Source organism: Corynebacterium confusum, assembly GCF_030408715.1.
Lineage (GTDB): Bacteria > Actinomycetota > Actinomycetes > Mycobacteriales > Mycobacteriaceae > Corynebacterium > Corynebacterium confusum.
In genome coordinates, this window is record NZ_CP047202.1 from 358,044 (window position 1) to 378,747 (window position 20,704).

Consider the following 20,704-nt stretch of genomic DNA (forward strand, 5'->3'; position numbering starts at 1 on the left):
CACTATGACTGGCACGCAAGACAATTCCCCCGCCCGCGCGACCGACGCCACCGAGTTGGCGCGGGCAGTCGCAAGCGAACTAGCTAAACACCTCACCGACGTGGTCATCTGCCCGGGCTCCCGCAACGCGCCGCTGTCGCTGGCGCTGATTGCCCAGCCGGGCATCCGCGTCCACACCCGCCTGGACGAGCGCGCCGCCGCCTTCCTGGCGCTGGGCATGGCGCGGATCCAGCGCCGCGCGGTCGGGGTCGTGATGACCTCTGGCACCGCGGTGGCGCACACGCTGCCGGCGATGATCGAAGCCTCCTACGCGCACCTGCCACTGGCCGTGATTTCGGCCGATCGCCCCGCGCGCCTAGTCGGCACGGGTGCCTCCCAGACCATCGAACAGCAGGGGATTTTCGGTCGCTACGCCGAGACCACCCAGGTCACCACGGTCGAAGACGCCGCCAACATCGGCGAGCGCTTCGCCCGCGACCAGCAGATTCACATCAATGTCGCGCTGGACAACCCGCTGGTCGGCGAGCAGCTGCCGGAGCCGGGCGCTGCCCCGGCGAGCGCGCCGCGGGCATCGAGCGCGGGCTGGGTCGACCACGGCGAGGTGGAGATCGACTTGAGCCGCAACACCCTGGTCATCGCCGGCGACGAGGCCTGGGCCGTGGAGGGCCTAGAAGACGTGCCCACCATCGCCGAGCCCAGCGCCCCGGCGCCGTACCACCCGGTGCACCCGACGGCGGCGCACATCTTCCGCCGGGCCCAGGTCAGCGCGAACGACTACGTGGTCAACACGAAGGTCGAGCAGGTCATCGTGGTCGGACACCCGACCCTGCACCGCGCGGTGCTGGCGCTTATCAATGATCCGGATATCGAGCTGGTCACCCTCTCGCGCACCGCAGACTTCACCAACCCGCGCGGGGAGCGCGCCCGCCGCGGCACCCGCGTGAAGGTCACCGGCGAGGTCAGCCGCGAGTGGTACCGCATCTGCCAGGGCGCGGCCGAGGTCGGCGCCGAGGCGGTGCGCTCCGCGCTGGAGAACGAGGACTACGGCTTCACTGGCCTGCACGCGGCCGCCGCGGTCGCCGACACCCTGGCGGTGGGCGACTACTTCGTGGTGGGCGCTTCCAACCCGGTGCGGGACGCCTCCCTGGTGGGGCTGCCCTTTGACGGGGTGGAGACCTATTCCCAGCGCGGGGTCGCCGGCATCGACGGCACCGTGGCCCAGGCCGTCGGCATCGCGCTGGCCGGCCAGTCTCTGCACGCGGACCTGCCGCGGGCCCCGCGCACCGTGGCGCTTCTGGGAGACGTCACCTTCCTCCACGACGCCTCCTCGCTGCTCATCGGGCCGGATAACCCGCGCCCGGAGAACCTCACCATCGTGGTGGCCAACGACGGCGGCGGCGGTATCTTCGAGACCCTGGAGGTCGGCCGGGAGGGGCTGCGCGGCTCCTTCGAGCAGGCCTTCGGCACCCCGCACGAGGCGGACATCGAGTCCCTGGTCCACGGTTATGGCGCCGACTACCGCCGCGCCGAGACCCCGCAGGAGCTCCTCGACGTGCTGGCGGAGCTGAAGGAATACTCCGCCGGCGTGACCGTGGTCGAGGCCCGCACGACCCGGGAAACCCGCCGCGGCCTGAACGCGGCCATCCGTTCCCACGCCGGCGAATAGGTAGACCCACCCCATGCAGCAGAGACGTCACCGTCCCGCCATCCTGCGCCGACGCGGCCGCCAGCTCATCTTAGGCGCCTACGCCGTGATGATCGTCGCCTCGATCGCGCTGGTGATAGGCCCCTGGCTCAACGACCGGGAGATCAACCAGAACCCGGGGCGGGCCCTGGCGACCGTCACGGACATCGACTGGCTGCGCACCACCGTCGACTTCCAGGACGAATCCGGTCTCTACCACTCCCCGGAGACCGGGTTGCTCTACCCTTCCGGGCTGGGCGAGGGGCAGCGCGTGTGGGTGTCCTATTCCACCGCCGACCCGGAACTGGTCAAGGTGGAGGGCCGCGAGTGGACCCTGGCGGTCATCCCGGCGCTGTCCGTGTGGGCCGTGTCCACGGCGGCGGCTGCCGTATTGTGGTGGTTGTTAAACCGGGCAACCCGGAGTGTTAATAAAAATTAACCTCAAGTTCGCGCCCGGGCCACCAGCGGTTGAGTTTGATGAACAAGGATGAGCGTATGCGAGTAGCCATAGTTGCGGAATCTTTCCTCCCGAACGTCAACGGCGTGACCAACTCGGTCCTGCGCGTGCTCGAGCACCTGCACGCCAACGGGCACGAGGCCCTGGTGGTCGCGCCGGGCGCGCGGGACGGCCAGGAAGAAATCGCAGACTACTTGGGTTTCCGCATTCGCCGCGTGCCCACCGTGCGGGTGCCGCTGGTGGACTCCCTGCCCGTCGGTGTACCGACCACGGAGGTGCTCGGCAGCCTGCGCGAGTTCCAGCCGGACATCATCCACCTAGCCAGCCCCTTCGTCCTGGGCGCGGCCGGGGCGTTTTCCGCCCGGCAGCTGCGCATCCCGGCCGTGGCGCTCTACCAGACCGACGTGGCAGGCTTTGCCACCAAGTACCACGCCTCCGCTCTGGCGCACGGCGTGTGGGAGTGGCTGCGGATCATCCACAACTCCTGCCAGATGACCCTGGCGCCGTCCACGCCCACCATCGAGGACCTGCAAAAGCACAACGTGCGCAACGTCCGCCGCTGGGGCCGCGGCGTGGACGCGGAGCTGTTCCACCCCTCCAAGCGGGATGAGAAGCTGCGCCGCAGCTGGGATGCCAGCGGCAAGAAGAACATCGTCGGCTTCGTGGGCCGCCTGGCCGCCGAAAAGGGCGTGCACCGGCTCAGCGCGCTCAACGACCGGGACGATATCCAGCTGGTCATCGTGGGCGATGGCCCGGAACGCCCCCTGCTGGAGGCCCAGCTGTCCACCGCGGTCTTCACCGGCGCCCTGAAGGGCGAGGAGCTGGCGCGCGCGTACGCGAGCCTCGACCTGTTCGTCCACGCCGGCGAGTTCGAGACCTTTTGCCAGTCCATCCAGGAGGCCCAGGCCTCCGGCGTGCCGACCATCGGCCCGCGCGCGGGCGGCCCGGTCGACCTCATCGACGAGGGCTACAACGGCCTCCTGCTGGACGTCGACACCTTCATCGAGGACCTGCCGCGCGCGGTCGAGGCCCTGCTCAACCCGGAGATCCACGCGGAGCTGTGCGCCAATGCCCGGGAATCCATCCGCACCAAGACCTGGGAAGGGCTGTGCGAACAGCTCATGGGCTACTACGCCGAGGTGCTGGAGGAGACCCGTCGGGTGCCGCTGACCATCCTGGGGCAGCGCCCGGAGCTGCCGCGTTGGGCCGCGCGCGCCCTCGGCGCCCGAGTGGCCTAGACTAGACAGCCGTGGCTAAGGCAAATCTGGACAAGGAACCCTTCGACGTCGCGCACATGTTTGACGCGGTCGGGGAGAAATACGATCTGACCAACACGGTCCTGTCCTTCGGGCAGGACGCCGGTTGGCGTAAGCGCACCCGCGAGCGCCTCAACCTGCAGCCGGGCGAGAAGGTCCTCGACCTGGCCGCCGGCACCGCGGTGTCCACCGTGGAGCTGTCCAAGTCCGGCGCCTGGTGCGTGGCGTGCGACTTCTCCCGCGGCATGCTGGCCGCCGGCCGCGACCGCAACGTGCCCAAGGTGGCCGGCGACGGCATGCAGCTGCCGTTCGCGGACAACACCTTCGACGCGGTGACCATCTCCTACGGCCTGCGCAACATCCACGACTTCGAGCTGGGCCTGCGGGAGATGGCGCGCGTGACCAAGCCCGGCGGGCGCCTGGCGGTCGCGGAGTTCTCCAAGCCCGTGGTGCCGGTCTTCGGCACGGTCTACAAGGAGTACCTGACCCGCCTGCTGCCGCCCATCGCCCGCGTGGTCTCCTCCAACCCGGAGGCCTATATCTACCTGGCAGAATCCATCCGCGCCTGGCCGGACCAGGAGGAGCTGGTCCAAGCCATCAACTCCAACGGCTGGTCTAACGCCGGCTGGCAGAACCTCACGCTCGGCATCGTGGCGTTGCACTCGGCCACCAAGCCGGAGGAATAGCTCTTTAAGCCGCGTCCCAGAGCGGGGAGCCGCGCCGGGCGCTGGAAACGGTGTGGCCGGCTAGCCGCCAGGCGCGGGCGATGAGATCGCGGTCCTGCTCGGTGACCAGGTTGCCCATCAGGCGCGCGGCCGCCGGCATGAGGGCCCGGCCCACCGGCCCGCGCAGGCCCACCGGTCCGACCACGGGCAGGAACTGCGGGTAGGTCAGAAGGCGGGCGGCGGTCCGCGCCAGCACGAAGGCCTCGCCGTAATCCGCGCGCAAACGGTCCGGCCAGGCCAGGGTGAAGTCCTTCGGGCCCAGCATCTCCACCGCGCTCCGGGCGGTTTCCAGCCCGTAGTCGATGCCCTCGCCGTTGAGCGGGTTCACGCAGGCGGCCGCGTCCCCGATGAGCATCCAGTTGTCGCCCGCCACGTGGGAAACCGCCCCGCCCATGGGCAGCAGGGCCGAGGCCACCGCCTGGGTGGGGCCCAGCTGCCAGTCGGCGCGCTGCTGCTCGGCGTAGTGCTCCAGCAGCTTCTTGGTGTTGATCTTGGCCGGGCGCTTGTCCGTGGACAGCGCCCCGCAGCCCAGGTTGACCTGGCCGGATTCGGCCCCCAGCGGGAAAATCCAGCCGTAGCCGGGCTGGACGGTGCCGTCGTTGTCCTTGAGCTCCACGTGGGAGTGCATCCAGGGCTCGTCCGCAAACGGGCTGTCGCAGTAAGAGCGCGCGGCGATCCCGTAGACCTCCCCGCGGTGCCAGGTCCGGCCCAGCTGCTTGCCGAAAGTGGAGCGCACCCCGTCGGCCACGATGACCCAGCGCGGGCGCACCGTCTGCTCGCCCACCTGGAAAGACTCCACGCGGTTGCCGGCCACCTGCGGATTGGTGGCCGGCGCGCCGAGCAGGGGAGTGGCGCCTGCGGCGACGGCGGCTTCGAAGACCAGGTTGTCGAAGTCGTGGCGCGGCAGGGCGGAGCCTTCCGCGCACGGGTACGTGCTCGGCCAAGAGGCGGTGACGTGCCCGCCGTAGCCGTGCAGCTTCAGCCCTCGGTTGCGGTAGCCCGGGTTGACCGTGATGCCCAGCTGGTCCAGCTGGTGCATGGCCCGCGGAGTGAGCCCGTCGCCGCAGGTCTTGTCGCGGGGGAAGGGGGCGGCATCGACAAGCAGCACCTCGTAGTCGGCGCGGGAGGCGTGGATGGCGGCGGCCGAACCGGCCGGCCCGGCGCCGATGACCGCCACGTCGCAAGTGAGTGGGGAAGATGCGGGGATGTGCTGAGTCTGTGCCGACATGCCTCCTATTGTCGCATGCGCGCTTGCCCGCCGACCCCTCGAGTATGTCTAAAAACCAGTATTGGACTACGGTTGAGGGAGTTAGATTAGAGTATCGACCCCAAGGATCGCCTCCATGACCAACGGCCCGACATCGTTTCACGGCTCCTCGCAGTCCGTGGACTTGGGAGACCCCCAGCTGAACCAGCGCGTGGGGGCAGGCGTGGCAGCCGTCGAAGAATTGCTGCGCACTGAGATTACTCAGGGAGAGGATTTCGTCCACGAAAAGGCTCTCTACCTCGCGGCAGCCGGCGGCAAGCGCTTCCGCCCCGTCATGGCTTTGCTAGCCAGCGAATACGGCCCCGAGCCCGGCTCCGCCCGGGTGGTCAAGGCCGCCACCTCCGTGGAGATGGTGCACGTGGCCACCCTCTACCACGACGACGTCATGGACGAGGCCGAGCGCCGCCGCGGCGTGGAATCCGCCAACTCCCGCTGGGGCAACTCCGTGGCCATCCTGGCCGGCGACGCCCTGCTGGCGCACGCCTCCCGCCTGATGAGCCAGCTGGATACCCACACCGTTGAGCACTTCGCCGAGACCTTCCAGATCCTGGTCACCGGGCAGATGCGCGAGACCATCGGGGCAGGCGAGGCGAACGCCATCGAGCACTACCGCGCCGTCATCGAGGAAAAGACCGCGGTGCTCATCGCCTCCGCCGGCTACCTGGGTGCCTACCACTCCGGCGCCGCCCCAGAGCACGCGCAGGCGCTCAAGCGCATCGGCAGCGCCGTCGGCATGATCTTCCAGATAGTCGACGACATCATCGACATCTTCTCTGCCCCGGAGGAGTCCGGGAAGACTCCGGGCACCGACCTGCGCGAGGGTGTGTTCACCCTGCCGGTGCTCTACGCCCTGGAGGAAGACAGCCCCGCGGGCGAGCAGCTGCGCGAGCTGCTGACCGGCCCGCTGGAGGACGACGCCACGGTCGAGCGCGCCATCGACCTGCTGCGCCAGTCCGCCGGCCGGGAGAAGGCCCTGGACGACGTGCGCTACTACCTGGACCAGGTGGATACCGAACTGGACCGCCTGCCGGACAACTCCGCCACCACAGCGCTGCGGCAGCTGGCCAGCTACACCGTCAAGCGCGTGGGCTAAGCCCTGCCCGAAAAACTCGTTGCGATAGCCCCCTTGCCTGCCGATTTGTGTCGGGCAGGGGGTTTCGTAGTAGAGTAACTACTCGCACCAAGGTGCACGCCAGGTTGCCCGAGCGGCCAAAGGGAGCGGACTGTAAATCCGCCGGCATTGCCTTCAGAAGTTCGAATCTTCTACCTGGCACCAACAACAGCTCCCCTTCACGAAGAGTGAAGGGGAGCTGTTGTTGTACCCGCGGGGCCGGGACGAGTTCTTTCCTAGCGGGAGCCGGCCAGCCCGCGGCGCTCAAGCAGCGGGCGGATGTCCTTGTCGTGGCCGCGCCACTGGCGGAAGGCGTCGGTGAAATCGCGGGAGGCGCCCGCGGACAGGATTTGCTCACGGAAGGCCTGCCCGGCTGCCCGCAGCGACTCTGCGTCGCGGAAGAGCTCGAAGCCGTCGGCGTCGAGGGCCTCTGCCCACAGGTAGGAGTAGTAGCCCGCGGAGTAGCCGCCGGCGAAGATGTGGTTGAAATACGTCGAGCGGTAGCGCGGGGCGATCCCGGTCTCGCCCAGGCCCACCTTCGCCAGGGCCTCCTGCTCGAAGTCGGCGATGGCCTCCGGCGTGGTGACCAGCTTCTCAGCCTCGGCGGCCGGCAGGCTGTGCCAGGCCAGGTCGATGACGGCCGCGGCGAGGTATTCCACCGTGGCGAAGCCCTGGCCGAACTCGCGGGCGCGGCCCAGCGCCTCCAGGGTCTTGTCGGGGATGGGCTCGCCGGTGTCCACGTGGAAGGCATAGGCCTTCACCAGGCGGGGATCCAGCGCCCAGTTTTCATTGATCTGGCTGGGGAATTCGACCCAGTTCCGCGGCACGTTCGTGCCGGAGAAGGTCGGGTAGCGCACGTCGGAGAGCAGGCCGTGGAGGGCGTGGCCGAACTCGTGGAAGACGGTGTGTAGCTCGTCCTGGCTCAGTAGCACCGGCTGGCCTGCCGGCGGCTTAGATAGGTTCATCACGTTGACCACCACCGGGCGGGTGCCCAGCAGGCGGGACTGCTCCACAAACGTGCTCATCCAGGCCCCGCCGCGCTTGGAGGGGCGGGTGAAGTAGTCCGTCAGCAGCAGGCCCAGGCCGGTGCCGTCGGCATCCACGACCTCCCAGACGTCTACGTCCGGGGCGTAGCCGCCTAAGTCTGGGCGCGGGTGGACCGTCACGCCGTAGAGCATGTGCGCGGCCTGGAAAACCCCGTTGCTTAAGACCCGGTCGAGCGGGAAGTATTTGCGCAGCTCCTCCTCGTCGAGGGCGTAGTCGCGCTCGCGCACCCGGGACTGCCAGAAGGGCCAGTCCGCCGGGCCGAAGTCCGCGTCGTGGAAGCCGGCTTCCTCACTCAACAGCTTGCCCTCGGCGGCGGCGTTGGCCGCGGCCGCCGGCGCCAGGTCCGCCAGCAGCTGCCGGGCCGCGTCCGCAGTACCCGCGGTCTCCTCCGCGATGACATAGTCCGCGTGCGTGGCATAGCCCAAAAGCTCCGCGCGCCGGGCGCGCAGCCGCACCATCTCGGTCAGCACCGCGCCGTTGGATTCGGCGCCGCGCTGCTGGGAGGCCTCCCAGAGCTTTAACCGGGAAGCCGGATCCTCCAGGCGCGCCTGCTCGGCCTGCTGGGTGGGCAGCTCCAGCGGCAGTACGAAGCCGGTCCGGCCCGCCTGGGCGGCGTAGTCCCGGGCCGCGGCGACGCGTTCTTCCGGCAGGCCGCGCAGCTCCTCGGCGCTGTCGAAGCCCACGGCCAGGCGCTTGGTGTCGTCCAGCAGATGACGGCCGAATTCCTCCGACAGCGCGGACAGGCGCTGGTTCAGGCGCGTCAGCTCCTCCTTGCCGGCGGCGTCCAGGTCCGCGCCGCGGCGGGCGAAAGACCGCAGGAGGTAGTCCAGCAAGCGCTGGGACTCGGGATCCTCCGGCGCGGTGACCGCCTTAAGCCGGGCGTAGAGATCCTCGTTCTGGTAGACGGCGTCGAAGTGGGCCGAGAGCTCCGGGAAAAGCTCGCCGGCCAGCTCCTGCATCTCCGGCGTGGAGTCGGTGCCCAGCAGGTTGGCGAAGTAGCTCATGACGCGCTCGATGTCGCGGCCGGAGCGCTCCAGCGCTTCGACCGTGTTCTCCCAGCTGGGCTCCGCCGCGGCGATAGCGGCCACTTCCGCGTCGTGCCGGCGCAGCGCCTCGTCGAAGGCCGGGCGCACGTGCGCAAAAGAAATCGCGGCGAAATCTGGCAGCTGGTAATCCAGCGTCGAGGGGTCAAGCAGCGGGTTGGCGGCTAGCTCCGCGGGATCTGCGGTTCGCGCCTGGGCCGCGGAATCAGAATCGGCTGGGCGAGAAGGTTGGTGAGACACAATCTTTCCTTTCTACGGCGGCGGAGCGGGCGGCTAGCAGCTTTCGGGCGCCGGCCACGGAGGCCGGCGCTGCAGTCGCAACGGCAAGGCCACCACGCTACGCCTGGCACTAGGGCAGGGGCACTAAATTGCATCAAAGCTAGCACAACTGTGACCCGCGCTACACGGACTTTGGGGCGACACGTAACGCCGCGGCGGATGCGGCGCGGCGCGGGGTTTCCGGGACGTGTCCCCGCCCGCGCTCGGCAGTGGCCGGAAGAGAGGCGCAACCAAGGCGAAAACAGGCGTCTTTAGAAGCCGTAAAAATAGCGTCTATGCTGCTGATTTGTGAAAGTTTTAGGAATCGGGTTATTGTTATCAAGGCTTCAACGCGAGAGGGGCGGAAAGAATTACCGCTTGTCTTAACGAGGCTGTGCCCCCTTAGCTCAGTCGGCAGAGCGTTTCCATGGTAAGGAAAAGGTCGACAGTTCGATTCTGTCAGGGGGCTCTGTTCGTTTCTAGGGTATTATCCAACAGTACCCTTTAAGGAAGCGGTCACTTGGCGGTGTAGCTCAGTGGTAGAGCAAGCGACTCATAATCGCTGTGTCGCGAGTTCAATTCTCGCCATCGCTACCGGGAACAAAAAGCGCCCTCGGGCGCTTTTTTATTACCGATCTCCACCGAAAATGAGGGCGGTTTATTTATTAACCCGCTACTCTGGTAGGGTAGTCCCTGCTGTTTTAAAAGCAGTACACCTAGGGGCGTGGCGCAATTGGTAGCGCAACGGTCTCCAAAACCGTAGGTTGCAGGTTCGAGTCCTGTCGCCCCTGCCAAACTTATTTTTTAGCGAGGAGTTTAGACGTCGTGAGCGATAATCAGCGGCCAGATGCTGGCGCACAGCGTCCCACCGGCAAGCGTCAACGCTCCGGCGCCTCTACCACCTCCTCTGCTGACTACGCCAAGAAGCGCGGCGGCCAGGTCGCTACCGCTAGCCCGCAGGATGAAAAGCCGGGCAACGGCGTGGCTTCCTTCCTTCCCGAGGTTGTTACCGAGGTTAAGAAGGTCGTCTGGCCGACCGGCAAGGAAATGGTTCAGTACACCCTGGTGACCTTCGGCTTCCTGATCGTGCTGACCGCTCTGGTCTGGAGCGTCGACACGCTGACCGGCCTCGGAGTTGAGTGGGTACTGACTCCTTAGTACACTAGGTAAACAGCAAGCTAGAAAGCTTAGTCCCGCCGCTTCCCGATGATGGGGAGGGCGGGATAATTTATTAGCCCGCCGCCTATAATCGGTGGCACGCGAAACCCCAAGGTGAGGAAGAATCCAGTGAGCGAAGACAACAACCTCGAGAACTCCGTCGAGTCGGCCCTGTTGGAAAGCATCCAGGACAAGGCTGCCGACGCCGCCGAGAGCGCCGACGGCACCGAGAACGCGGATGGCGTCGAGAATGCCGACAACGCCGCTACCGCCGAGGCTGGCGAAGGCGAGGCCCCGGCCGCGGCCGAGGAGAGCGCCGGCCAGGTCGAGTCCACCGACTCCGCGCCGGCTGAGGGCCAGGCCGAGGAAGGCGCCGAGGGCGAAGGAGAGGTCGATCCGGAGGCGGACTACCGCCGCCGCCTGCGCGCTTTCACCTCCGAGCTGAAGAAGCGCGACGGCAAGTGGTACATCATCCAGTGCTACTCCGGCTACGAGAACAAGGTGAAGACCAACCTGGACATGCGCGCCCAGACCCTGGGTGTGGAGGACTCCATCTTCGAGGTCATCGTCCCGGTCGAGCAGGTGCTCGAGGCCAACAAGGACGGCAAGAAGAAGATCGTCAAGCGCAAGCTGCTGCCGGGCTACGTCCTGGTCCGCATGGAGCTCAACGACGCGGCCTGGTCCGTGGTCCGCGACACCCCGGGTGTTACCTCCTTCGTGGGCAACGAGGGCAACGCCACCGAGGTCAAGCCGCGCGAGGTGGCTAAGTTTCTGATGCCGAACGACACCGCTGCGAGGACCGGCGAGGCCGCGGCCAACGCCGCCGAGGGCGAGCAGGTCGTGGCCATGCCGGAGAAGGAAGTCAAGAAGAAGATCGCCCACGACTTCCAGGTGGGCGAGGCCGTGACCATCCTGTCCGGCCCGCTGGCGTCCGTGTCTGCGACCATTTCCGAGATCGACGAGGAGACCGGCAAGATGCAGGGCTTGGTCTCCATCTTCGGCCGCGAGACCCCGGTCGAGCTGTCGCCGACCGCTATCGAGCGCATCAACTAAAGTTCACCTCAGTTCCCCGCTGGCGCGGAGCCAAGTGTCCCGCCAGCGAGGAGACTAACCGGGATTTGGGCCTGATAGGGCCCGTCCCGTAATATTGACCGGCGTGTGTGGTTAAGTGCCGCATACGCCGTTATTCGTTCATCCCCGGTGGCCGAACCCGAGAGAGGGGAAGCATCCGGACGGCACCCGTTATTCATCGTGGCGGGCGTGCCGGTAACTAGGAAAGAGGTAATTCGATGGCTAAGAAGAAGGTTTCTGGCTTCATCAAGCTGCAGATCGAGGCTGGCGCCGCTAACCCGGCCCCGCCGGTTGGCCCGGCACTGGGTGCCCACGGCGTCAACATCATGGAGTTCTGCAAGGCTTACAACGCCGCAACCGAGAACCAGCGCGGCAACATCGTGCCGGTGGAAATCACCGTCTACGAGGACCGTTCCTTCGACTTCAAGCTGAAGACCCCGCCGGCAGCGAAGCTGCTGCTCAAGGCCGCCGGCATCAAGAAGGGCTCGGGCGTTCCGCACACCGACAAGGTTGGCTCTGTCACCTGGGATCAGTGCAAGGAAATCGCTCAGACCAAGTTCGAGGATCTGAACGCCCGCGATATCGAGAACGGCGCCCGCATCATCGCCGGTACCGCCCGCTCCATGGGCATCACCGTCGACGGCGCGCCGGCCTAAGAAACAACTGCATGTGGTAGGGCCAGCTCCGGCCCGCCAAAGACCACACCACCCTTTATTCAAGAAAAGGACTGCTAATAATGAGCACCAAATCCAAGGCTTACAAGGCCGCCGCGGAAAAGGTTGACTTTTCCCGCCTGTACCGTCCGCTAGAGGCCGCCAAGCTGGCCAAGGAGACCTCCTCCAAGAACTTCGACGCCACCGTCGACGTGGTCGTGCGCCTGGGCGTTGACCCGCGCAAGGCCGACCAGCTGGTCCGCGGCACCGTCTCCCTGCCGAACGGCACCGGTAAGGACGTCCGCGTGGCCGTCTTCGCCGAGGGCGAGAAGGCTACCGAGGCTGAGCAGGCGGGCGCCGACATCGTCGGCACCGAGCAGCTGCTCGAGGCTGTCAACGCCGGCAACCTGGACTTCGACGTGGCCATCGCCACCCCGGACCAGATGGCCAAGGTCGGCCGCGTGGCCCGCGTGTTGGGCCCGCGTGGTCTGATGCCGAACCCGAAGACCGGCACCGTGACCAACGATGTGGCTAAGGCCATCTCCGAGGTCAAGGGCGGCAAGATCTCCTTCCGCGTGGACAAGGCTTCCAACCTGCACGCCATCCTGGGTAAGGCTTCCTTCGACGCGGAGAAGCTGGCCGAGAACTACGGCGCCCTCATCGAGGAGCTTAACCGCCTGAAGCCGTCCGCCTCCAAGGGCATCTACATGAAGAAGATCACCATCTCGACCACCAACGGTCCGGGCATCCCGGTGGATCCGTCCGTGCAGAAGAACTTCGCTGAGTAAATTAGCGAGGCCTTCCGCGGCCACGTAGATTAAGCGTCAAACCCGCCCGTCTCCCTTTTCTGGGAGGCGGGCGGGTTTTGCTCTATCCTCGTTCTATGACACAAAAGCGCGCGGCGGTAGTAGGGGCAGGACCCAACGGGCTAACGGCGGCCGCGCGGCTGGCCCGGGCTGGCTGGGCGGTCACCGTCTTCGAGGCCCAGCCCACCGCGGGCGGCGCGGCGCGCTCGGTCCGCGACGCCCTCGGGCCGGGCACCACCGTGGACTTCGGCGCGGCCGCGCACCCCTTCGGGCTGGTCTCCCCGGCGTTGCGCGAGCTCGATTTTGACGACTGGTTGCACGCGCCGCTGCCCCTGGCGCACCCCCTGGAGGGAAAGCCCGCCGCGCTGCTGCGGCCCGGGGTCGAGGAGACCGCCCAAGGGCTGGGCCGCGACGGCCAGCGCTGGGAACTCATCCACCGGCCCATGGTCGAGCACCCCGAGCGCCACGCGGCCAATGTCCTGCGGCCGATGGCGGGGTGGCCGCCACACCCGGTGGACCTGGTCCGCTTCGGGCTGCGGGCGCCGTGGCCGGCCCAGGCGATGAGCACAGCTTTCTTCCGGGAAGAGCCGGCCCAAGTTCTGACGCTGGGCTCGGCCGCGCACGCGCTGTGCCCGCCGTCTAAGCCCCTGACGGCCAGCCTCGGCGTCCTTTTCAACTCCTTCGGCATGGCGGACGGCTGGCCCGTCGCCCGCGGCGGCACCCAGGCGATCATCGATCACCTGCTGGGGCAGCTGGGCGCGGTCGGTGGCCACGTGCTGTGCGGGCGGCCTATCACGAGCATGGACGAGCTGGTGGGTACCGACGGCCGGCAGGAGTGGGACGCGGTGGTACTGGACCTGGCCCCGCGCGGCGTGCTGGGCATCGACGGGCTGCGCCTGCCCGGGCGGGTGGCGGCCAGCCTGCGCGCCTGGCGCTACGGGCCCGGGGTGCACAAGGTGGACTACCGTCTGAGCGCCCCGGTGCCGTGGGCGGACCCGGCTGTGGGCGGCGCCGGCACGGTGCACGTGTGCGGCGGGGCAGAAGATATCGAGCTGGCCGCGCGCCAGGTGGCCGCCGGGCAGTTGCCGCAGCGGCCTTTCGTGATGGTTTGCCAGCAGGCGGTGGCAGACCCCTCCCGCGGGCCGGTGCTATGGGCCTACGCGCAGGTGCCCAACGGCTACCGCGAGGCCTACCCGGGCCAGGTCACCGAGCGCATCGAGGCCCAGATCGAGCGCTTCGCGCCCGGCTTCCGCGACGTGGTGGCGCGCCGGCGGGCCAGCTCGCCCGCGCAGCTGGCCGCCCACGACGCGAACCTGGTGGGCGGGGACATCGCTGCCGGGGCGATGAGCGGGCTGCAGATGCTCGCCCGCCCCCGCCTGACTTTCGACCCCTACCGCCTGGCCGACGGGGTCTATATGTGCTCGGCGGCCACCCCGCCCGGCGGCGGGGTGCACGGCATGGGTGGCTGGAACTGCGCGGGCCGGATCCTGGGCCAGGTGCGAAGCTAGATATCGTCCGGCAGGCCGGCTTGGTGGGACGGCGTGGCGTCGTCGCCGCAGCCGGCAATCCACTGCCAGCCGAAGGGGGTGGAGGCTGGGTCCGCGTCCACCAAGGTATCCCAGAACCAGGTCTCGCCTGCGCGCCAGTGGAGGCCTCGCGCCACCAGTCCGTCGCCGCGCCCAGCGGCCGGGCGGGGTAGGCGGCCGGCTCGTCCAGGACCACCGCGACCACGGGCCCGCGTTCGTTGGCCCAGGCCAGCGCCCGGTTATCGGGCAGGCGTAGATCGTCGCGAAACTACATCAGGCTAGTCATGGGCCAAGCCTACCAACGCCGCCCGAGCCGACGATTTTTTAAATCTGCAGGCCGGGTGTTAGGGTATACAGCGAAGTTTGAACGGGAGGAATCCCGAGCTCAAGTTTCACCGAAGACCGTTGGTCATCTTCCTGTTGGAAGGTCGAAGGTTTCCCATCCAAGGGGACGGCCCACGCAGGAGACACTTGTGCATCACATCTATGTGTGCGCCCTGTGCTCTTGCACGGGGCTTTTTTGATGCGACAACCGGGTGAGTTAAACCCCGCCCGGGACTTGCTAGAAAAAGCTCCGGCGGAAAAACAAGAGATGTTTTGGAAGGAGGCGAGAGTAAGATGGCAAACCCGAAGAACACCGCAGACCTGGCGGAGCTGAAGGGCAAGCTCGACGCTGCTGATGCGTTCGTGCTGACCGAGTACCGCGGCCTGACCGTGGCACAGCTTTCCGAGCTGCGTAACAACCTGGGCTTTGACGTTGACTACTCCGTCGCCAAGAACACCCTCTTCAAGATCGCTGCCAAGGAAGCTGGCATCGAGGGTCTTGACGAGCACCTAGTCGGCCCGACCGCTATCGCCTTCATCAAGGGCGAGGCTGTCGACGCCGCCAAGGTGATGAAGAAGTTCGCCGAGGATAACAACGCGTTCATCGTCAAGGGCGGTTACATGGACGGCAACGCTCTGACTGCCGACCAGGTCAAGGCCATTGCTGACCTTGACAACCGTGAGACCACGCTGGCCAAGCTGGCTGGCGCTATGAAGGGTTCTATGGCGAAGGCTGCCGCTCTCTTCAACGCTCCTGCAACCAAGGCCGTACGTACCGTTGCGGCTCTGCAGGACAAGAAGGAAGCAGAAGCTTAAGAATTCGCGCACAACCTGCGCAACAACTACACCACTACCGAGTCGCTATCGCAGCGCTCACATAAGAAAGGATGCTTACCATGGCTAAGCTCACCAAGGACGAGCTCATTGAAGCTTTCAAGGAAATGACCCTCATCGAGCTCTCCGAGTTCGTCAAGGAATTCGAAGAGGTCTTCGACGTTGAGGCTGCCGCTCCGGTTGCCGCTGCTGTTCCGGGCGCTCCGGCTGCCGGTGGCGACGCTGCTGCTGAGGAGAAGGACGAGTTCGACGTCGTTCTGACCGACGCTGGCGCCAAGAAGATCGGCGTCATCAAGGCTGTCCGCGAGATCGTATCCGGCCTGGGCCTGAAGGAAGCCAAGGAGCTCGTCGAGTCCGCTCCGAAGGCCATCCTGGAAGGCGCCAACAAGGACGACGCCGAGGCCGCCAAGACCAAGCTGGAAGAGGCTGGCGCTTCCGTCGAGCTGAAGTAGTCTCAACTAGACTCACTTCGGCTTCGGCCTAAGCCTTCTTAAGGCTTTAACCACCTCCGCCTGCCCCGAATCACCGCGGGAGCAGGCGGAGGTCTTTTTATGTCTCCACACAGCGGCGGGGGAGAGGTCGCGCGCTAGAAACGGGTGTTTCGTTATCAACCGGCAATTGCTGGGTTGTAAGATGCTGTACCATGCTGCCCAAATCCCGCATCATCTCCGTGATCGTTCTAGGCCTCGGCATCGCTTTGATCGCCGCGGGCGCGCTCGCGCCTGTCTTCCTAGACCTGCGGGCCAAGCTGCCGCTGGACGCCGAACACACCACCTTTAGCTTCAGCGACCCGGACGGCCGGGCGCAGACCACAAGCGAAGAGGGGACGCAGCCCTACGAGGGTCCGCTGGCCTACCAGCTGCACTACGACACCGTGGATCCCTCCGGCAAGGAGGACGCCTCCCTGCGGGTCGGGCAGACCACCGTGCGCGGCACCGAGGCCGAAGCCGGCGACGTGGAGAACCTGGTCAGTGCCCAGGTGTGGAACTTCCCCGTCGACCGTGTCAGCGGCGCGGCGCAAGACAAGGCGCGCCTGAACCACACGATTGCCTCGCCGGCGGCCGAGGTGGCCGTGGACGGCTACTGGCTGAAGTTCCCCTCGGAGGCGGAAAAGACCACCTACCCGGTCTTCGACCCGACCCTGCGCCAGGCCGAAGACGCCGTCTTCGCCGAGGAACAGGAGATAGACGGCCGGGAGATCTACCGCTACGACCAGGAGATCGCGCCGGTCAATGTCGCCACGCTGTACGCGGGGATGGGCAACACTACCCAGTTCGAAACCCCCGACGGCGGAACGGAGCCCGGCTACCTGTTCCACTCCGGCAAGCGCAGCATCTACGTCGACCACGCCACCGGCATGGTGGTGGGCATGGATCTGGACATCGACGACTATTATGGCACCCGGGAGGGCGAGCGTCGCGCGGACGCCTTCGTCTTCCAGGCCTCCACATCTGACGAGGATCGCGGCCAGCTCATTGAGCAGGCCGGCCAGATTCCGGATCCGCAGGCCGCGAACATCGCGCGCTGGATTGGCCTCGGCCTAGGCGTTGTCTTGACCATCATCGGGCTGCTAGGAATCTTAGGGGTTTTCGGTCCGCGCGGCCAGAAGGCCAAGCGGGCTCTCTGAGGCTAAGCCTGGGCCTCGTCCCCCTCAGCGTTCGCGACTAGGGGCCCGGGGCACATAGACGATCGCGCGCTTCTTTACAAATCGCCGGAATTGATATAGGCTGTTTCGTTGCGCTGGAATCCGGATCCCCAGTGCACATTTAGCCTTGGCACGTGGTGATGGTAAAGCGACTTGACAAGGTGATTTTGTGCTATCTGAGCCCGCTGATTCCACAGCAGACCGAATGCTAAATCTACCAGCGGTTTTGCTTGCTCGCCCCTCCCAGGTGGGGAAGTGATCCGCGTGAGGTGCTGGAAGGACCCATCTTGGCAGTCTCCCGCCAGACCAAGTCAGTGGCCAATATCCCTGGAGCCCCGAAGCGTTATTCGTTCGCTAAGATTAGCGAGCCGATTGCGGTTCCGGGCCTCCTTGACTTACAACTTGATTCTTTTGCATGGCTCATCGGCACGCCGGAGTGGCGTGAGCGCCAGCAGGCTGAACGCGGCGACGGCGCGCGCGTTACCTCTGGCCTGGAGGACATCCTAGAGGAATTGTCCCCGATCGAGGACTACTCAGGCAATATGTCCCTGTCGCTGTCCGAGCCGCGCTTCGAGCCGGTGAAGAACACCGTCGACGAGTGTAAAGAAAAGGACATCAACTACTCGGCGCCGCTCTACGTGACCGCAGAGTTCATCAACAATGACACCCAGGAGATTAAATCTCAGACGGTGTTCATCGGTGACTTCCCGATGATGACCGACAAGGGCACGTTCATTGTCAACGGCACCGAGCGTGTTGTCGTCTCCCAGCTCGTGCGTTCCCCGGGCGTGTACTTTGACCAGACCATCGATAAGTCCACGGAGCGCCCACTGCACTCCGTGAAGGTCATCCCGTCCCGCGGCGCCTGGCTCGAATTCGACGTGGACAAGCGCGACACCGTCGGCGTGCGCATCGACCGCAAGCGCCGCCAGCCGGTCACCGTGCTGCTCAAGGCCCTGGGCTGGTCCGAAGAGCAGATCCGCGAGCGCTTCGGCTTCTCCGAGCTGATGATGTCCACCCTCGAGTCCGATGGCGTTGCCAGCACGGACGAGGCTTTGCTGGAGATCTACCGCAAACAGCGCCCAGGCGAGCAGCCGACCCGCGAGCTGGCTCAGTCCCTGCTGGACAACTCTTTCTTCCGCGCGAAGCGCTACGACCTGGCCAAGGTCGGCCGCTACAAGGTCAACCGCAAGCTGGGCCTGGGCGGCGACCACGACGGCCTGATGACGCTGACCGAGGAAGACATTGCTGTCGCGCTGGAGTACCTGGTGCGCCTGCACGTCGGTGAGGGCGAGATGAAGGCGCCGAACGGTGAGATGATCTCCATCAACACCGACGACATTGACCACTTCGGTAACCGTCGTCTGCGCACCGTGGGCGAGCTGATCCAGAACCAGGTCCGCGTGGGCCTGTCCCGCATGGAGCGCGTTGTGCGCGAGCGCATGACCACCCAGGACGCGGAGTCCATCACTCCGACCTCCCTTATCAACGTGCGCCCGGTCTCGGCAGCTATTCGCGAGTTCTTCGGTACCTCGCAGCTGTCCCAGTTCATGGACCACAACAACTCGCTGTCCGGCCTGACTCACAAGCGCCGCCTGTCCGCGCTGGGCCCGGGCGGCCTGTCCCGTGAGCGCGCCGGCATCGAGGTGCGAGACGTGCACCCGTCCCACTACGGCCGTATGTGCCCGGTCGAGACGCCGGAGGGCCCGAACATTGGCCTGATCGGCTCGCTGGCCTCCTACGCTCGCGTGAACTCCTTCGGCTTCATCGAGACCCCGTACCGCAAGGTCGTCGACGGCAAGGTCACCGACCAGGTCGAGTACCTGACCGCCGACGAGGAGGATCGCTTCTCCATCGCCCAGGCCGAGGTCGAGCAGGACGCCGAGGGCAACATCGTCGGCGATCGTATCGAGGTCCGCCAGCGCGACGGCGACATCGCCGTGACCGACGCTTCCGGCGTCGACTACGTGGACGTCTCCCCGCGCCAGATGGTGTCCGTGGCTACCGCCATGATTCCGTTCCTGGAGCACGACGACGCCAACCGTGCACTGATGGGCGCGAACATGCAGCGCCAGGCGGTGCCGCTGGTGCGCTCCGAGGCCCCGTACGTGGGCACCGGTATGGAGCAGCGCGCGGCTTACGACGCCGGCGACCTGGTCATCACCCCGAAGGCCGGCGTGGTCGAGGACGTGACCGCGGACCTCATCACCATCATGGACGATGAGGGCCAGCGCGACACCTACATGCTGCGCAAGTTCGAGCGCACCAACCAGGGCACGAACTACAACCAGACCCCGCTGGTGTCCATGGGCGACCGCGTCGAGGCCGGCCAGGTGCTGGCCGACGGCCCGGGTACCCACAACGGCGAGATGTCGCTGGGCCGCAACCTGCTCGTGGCGTTCATGCCGTGGGAAGGCCACAACTACGAGGACGCCATCATCCTCAACCAGCGCATCGTCGAAGAGGACATCCTTACCTCCGTGCACATTGAGGAGCACGAGATCGATGCCCGCGACACCAAGCTGGGTGCCGAGGAAATCACCCGCGAGATCCCGAACGTGGCCGAGGACGTGCTCAGCGATCTGGACGAGCGCGGCATCATCCGCATCGGCGCCGACGTCCGCCCGGGCGACATCCTGGTCGGTAAGGTCACCCCGAAGGGCGAGACCGAGCTGACCCCGGAGGAACGCCTGCTGCGCGCCATCTTCGGAGAGAAGGCCCGCGAGGTGCGCGACACCTCGATGAAGGTCCCGCACGGTGAGGTCGGCAAGGTCATCGGCGTGGCTCGTTTCAGCCGCGAAGACGATGACGACCTGGCCCCGGGCGTCAACGAGATGATCCGCGTCTACGTCGCCCAAAAGCGCAAGATCCAGGACGGCGACAAGATGGCCGGCCGCCACGGCAACAAGGGCGTTGTCGGCAAGATCCTGCCGCCGGAGGACATGCCGTTCATGGAGGACGGTACCCCGGTCGACATCATCCTGAACACCCACGGTGTTCCGCGTCGTATGAACATCGGCCAGGTCCTCGAGGTCCACCTCGGCTGGCTGGCACACGCCGGCTGGAAGGTCGACGTCGACGACCCGGCTAACGCCGAACTGCTCCAGACCCTGCCGGAAGAGCTCTACGACGTCCCGGCCGATTCGCTGACCGCCACCCCGGTCTTCGACGGCGCGACCAACGAAGAGATCTCCCGCCTGCTGGCATCCTCCCGCCCGAACCGCGACGGCGACGTCCTGGTCGACGGCGAGGGCAAGGCCACGCTGTTCGACGGCCGTTCCGGCGAGCCGTACAAGTACCCGATCTCGGTCGGCTACATGTACATGCTCAAGCTGCACCACCTGGTGGATGAGAAGATCCACGCCCGTTCGACTGGTCCGTACTCCATGATTACCCAGCAGCCGCTGGGTGGTAAGGCCCAGTTCGGTGGCCAGCGCTTCGGCGAGATGGAGGTGTGGGCCATGCAGGCATACGGCGCGGCCTACACCCTGCAGGAGCTGCTGACCATCAAGTCGGACGACGTGGTCGGCCGCGTGAAGGTCTACGAGGCCATTGTGAAGGGCGAGAACATCCCGGATCCGGGCATCCCGGAATCCTTCAAGGTGTTGCTCAAGGAGCTGCAGTCGCTGTGCCTGAACGTGGAGGTCCTGTCCACCGACGGCACGCCGATGGAGCTTTCCGGCTCGGATGAAGACGACATGGAATCCGGTTCCTCGCTGGGCATTAACCTGTCCCGCGATGAGGGTTCCGCCGCCGACATCGCCTAGCGACTCTGCTTTAGGTCCGCCGCTGGTTTTCCCAGCGGCGGGCAAGGAAACAAGTTACTTTTTCAAATGCCA

At 66.3% G+C, this 20,704-nt stretch carries 16 protein-coding genes, 4 tRNA genes and 1 pseudogene; 18 read left to right on the forward strand and 3 right to left on the reverse strand.

The window, feature by feature from the left end:
* Nucleotides 1-4 precede the first annotated feature (4 nt).
* The 4 genes from menD to CCONF_RS01735 are packed head-to-tail and all read left to right on the forward strand — an operon-like array spanning nt 5 to nt 4,083.
* Nucleotides 5-1,666, forward strand: a complete 1,662-nt coding sequence (menD, locus tag CCONF_RS01720; RefSeq protein WP_290224601.1) for a 2-succinyl-5-enolpyruvyl-6-hydroxy-3-cyclohexene-1-carboxylic-acid synthase — start codon at nt 5-7, stop codon at nt 1,664-1,666.
* A gap of 13 nt (nt 1,667-1,679) precedes the next feature.
* A complete protein-coding gene (locus tag CCONF_RS01725; protein WP_290224603.1) occupies nt 1,680-2,123 on the forward strand; it encodes a DUF3592 domain-containing protein in 444 nt (147 codons plus the stop codon).
* Nucleotides 2,124-2,179: 56 nt separating this feature from the next.
* Nucleotides 2,180-3,379, forward strand: a complete 1,200-nt coding sequence (locus CCONF_RS01730; protein WP_290224605.1) for a glycosyltransferase family 4 protein — start codon at nt 2,180-2,182, stop codon at nt 3,377-3,379.
* Between the two features lie 11 nt (nt 3,380-3,390).
* Nucleotides 3,391-4,083, forward strand: coding sequence for a demethylmenaquinone methyltransferase (locus tag CCONF_RS01735; protein WP_290224606.1), 693 nt, complete (start codon nt 3,391-3,393; stop codon nt 4,081-4,083).
* Between the two features lie 4 nt (nt 4,084-4,087).
* Here CCONF_RS01735 and CCONF_RS01740 read toward each other — a convergent pair whose 3' ends face one another.
* Nucleotides 4,088-5,350, reverse strand: coding sequence for a geranylgeranyl reductase family protein (locus tag CCONF_RS01740; protein ID WP_290224609.1), 1,263 nt, complete (start codon nt 5,348-5,350; stop codon nt 4,088-4,090).
* Between the two features lie 115 nt (nt 5,351-5,465).
* Here CCONF_RS01740 and CCONF_RS01745 point away from each other — a divergent pair, with 115 nt between their 5' ends.
* Nucleotides 5,466-6,482: a polyprenyl synthetase family protein gene (locus CCONF_RS01745; RefSeq protein ID WP_290224611.1), complete on the forward strand. Its 1,017-nt coding sequence runs from the start codon at nt 5,466-5,468 to the stop codon at nt 6,480-6,482.
* Between the two features lie 98 nt (nt 6,483-6,580).
* A tRNA-Tyr gene (locus CCONF_RS01750) sits at nt 6,581-6,665 on the forward strand.
* A 71-nt stretch (nt 6,666-6,736) separates the two neighbouring features.
* On the opposite strand, the gene CCONF_RS01755 is transcribed toward CCONF_RS01750, so the two are convergent.
* Nucleotides 6,737-8,743 carry a M3 family metallopeptidase gene (locus CCONF_RS01755; protein ID WP_290226187.1) on the reverse strand — a complete coding sequence of 669 codons (2,007 nt, stop codon included), beginning with the start codon at nt 8,741-8,743 and terminating at the stop codon, nt 6,737-6,739.
* A 501-nt stretch (nt 8,744-9,244) separates the two neighbouring features.
* Here CCONF_RS01755 and CCONF_RS01760 point away from each other — a divergent pair.
* The 8 genes from CCONF_RS01760 (at nt 9,245) to CCONF_RS01795 (ending at nt 14,044) form a co-directional block, all read left to right on the forward strand.
* Nucleotides 9,245-9,317 (forward strand) — tRNA-Thr (locus tag CCONF_RS01760).
* A gap of 53 nt (nt 9,318-9,370) precedes the next feature.
* Nucleotides 9,371-9,442 (forward strand) — tRNA-Met (locus CCONF_RS01765).
* Nucleotides 9,443-9,566: 124 nt separating this feature from the next.
* Nucleotides 9,567-9,642: transfer RNA gene (locus CCONF_RS01770), tRNA-Trp, on the forward strand.
* 31 nt (nt 9,643-9,673) lie between these two features.
* Nucleotides 9,674-10,006 (forward strand): preprotein translocase subunit SecE, encoded by a 333-nt coding sequence (gene secE / locus CCONF_RS01775; RefSeq protein WP_290224613.1) that lies wholly within the window; start codon nt 9,674-9,676, stop codon nt 10,004-10,006.
* Nucleotides 10,007-10,135: 129 nt separating this feature from the next.
* A complete protein-coding gene (gene nusG / locus CCONF_RS01780) occupies nt 10,136-11,059 on the forward strand; it encodes a transcription termination/antitermination protein NusG (RefSeq protein WP_290224615.1) in 924 nt (307 codons plus the stop codon).
* Nucleotides 11,060-11,295: 236 nt separating this feature from the next.
* Complete coding sequence (rplK, locus tag CCONF_RS01785; RefSeq protein WP_290224617.1) at nt 11,296-11,733, forward strand: 50S ribosomal protein L11; 438 nt, start codon at nt 11,296-11,298, stop codon at nt 11,731-11,733.
* A gap of 80 nt (nt 11,734-11,813) precedes the next feature.
* Nucleotides 11,814-12,518 (forward strand): 50S ribosomal protein L1, encoded by a 705-nt coding sequence (gene rplA, locus CCONF_RS01790; protein WP_290224621.1) that lies wholly within the window; start codon nt 11,814-11,816, stop codon nt 12,516-12,518.
* A 95-nt stretch (nt 12,519-12,613) separates the two neighbouring features.
* Nucleotides 12,614-14,044, forward strand: a complete 1,431-nt coding sequence (locus CCONF_RS01795) for a phytoene desaturase family protein (protein WP_290224623.1) — start codon at nt 12,614-12,616, stop codon at nt 14,042-14,044.
* Nucleotides 14,045-14,049: 5 nt separating this feature from the next.
* Here the strand turns inward: CCONF_RS01795 and CCONF_RS01800 are convergent.
* Nucleotides 14,050-14,190, reverse strand: a pseudogene (locus CCONF_RS01800) (FAD-binding domain-containing protein); the annotation flags it as partial.
* Nucleotides 14,191-14,680: 490 nt separating this feature from the next.
* On the opposite strand from CCONF_RS01800, the gene rplJ reads away from it, so the two are divergent.
* From rplJ to rpoB, 4 genes are all read left to right on the forward strand, one after another.
* Nucleotides 14,681-15,202, forward strand: a complete 522-nt coding sequence (gene rplJ, locus CCONF_RS01805; protein ID WP_290224626.1) for a 50S ribosomal protein L10 — start codon at nt 14,681-14,683, stop codon at nt 15,200-15,202.
* 80 nt (nt 15,203-15,282) lie between these two features.
* On the forward strand, nt 15,283-15,672 hold the full coding sequence (rplL, locus tag CCONF_RS01810) for a 50S ribosomal protein L7/L12 (protein ID WP_290224629.1): 390 nt from the start codon (nt 15,283-15,285) through the stop codon (nt 15,670-15,672).
* Between the two features lie 191 nt (nt 15,673-15,863).
* On the forward strand, nt 15,864-16,847 hold the full coding sequence (pgfA, locus tag CCONF_RS01815; RefSeq protein ID WP_290224632.1) for a cell envelope lipid trafficking protein PgfA: 984 nt from the start codon (nt 15,864-15,866) through the stop codon (nt 16,845-16,847).
* A 287-nt stretch (nt 16,848-17,134) separates the two neighbouring features.
* Nucleotides 17,135-20,632: a DNA-directed RNA polymerase subunit beta gene (rpoB, locus tag CCONF_RS01820; RefSeq protein WP_290224634.1), complete on the forward strand. Its 3,498-nt coding sequence runs from the start codon at nt 17,135-17,137 to the stop codon at nt 20,630-20,632.
* The last annotated feature ends 72 nt before the right edge of the window (nt 20,633-20,704 follow it).

Coding starts and splice junctions, on each gene's coding strand:
- CCONF_RS01730 (WP_290224605.1), top strand. CDS start 2,180: ATGCGAGTAGCCATAGTTGCGGAATCTTTCCTCCCGAACGTCAACGGC.
- menD (WP_290224601.1), top strand. CDS start 5: ATGACTGGCACGCAAGACAATTCCCCCGCCCGCGCGACCGACGCCACC.
- rplL (WP_290224629.1), top strand. CDS start 15,283: ATGGCTAAGCTCACCAAGGACGAGCTCATTGAAGCTTTCAAGGAAATG.
- CCONF_RS01740 (WP_290224609.1), bottom strand. CDS start 5,350: ATGTCGGCACAGACTCAGCACATCCCCGCATCTTCCCCACTCACTTGC.
- CCONF_RS01795 (WP_290224623.1), top strand. CDS start 12,614: ATGACACAAAAGCGCGCGGCGGTAGTAGGGGCAGGACCCAACGGGCTA.
- rplA (WP_290224621.1), top strand. CDS start 11,814: ATGAGCACCAAATCCAAGGCTTACAAGGCCGCCGCGGAAAAGGTTGAC.
- CCONF_RS01745 (WP_290224611.1), top strand. CDS start 5,466: ATGACCAACGGCCCGACATCGTTTCACGGCTCCTCGCAGTCCGTGGAC.
- pgfA (WP_290224632.1), top strand. CDS start 15,864: ATGCTGCCCAAATCCCGCATCATCTCCGTGATCGTTCTAGGCCTCGGC.
- rplJ (WP_290224626.1), top strand. CDS start 14,681: ATGGCAAACCCGAAGAACACCGCAGACCTGGCGGAGCTGAAGGGCAAG.
- CCONF_RS01725 (WP_290224603.1), top strand. CDS start 1,680: ATGCAGCAGAGACGTCACCGTCCCGCCATCCTGCGCCGACGCGGCCGC.
- rplK (WP_290224617.1), top strand. CDS start 11,296: ATGGCTAAGAAGAAGGTTTCTGGCTTCATCAAGCTGCAGATCGAGGCT.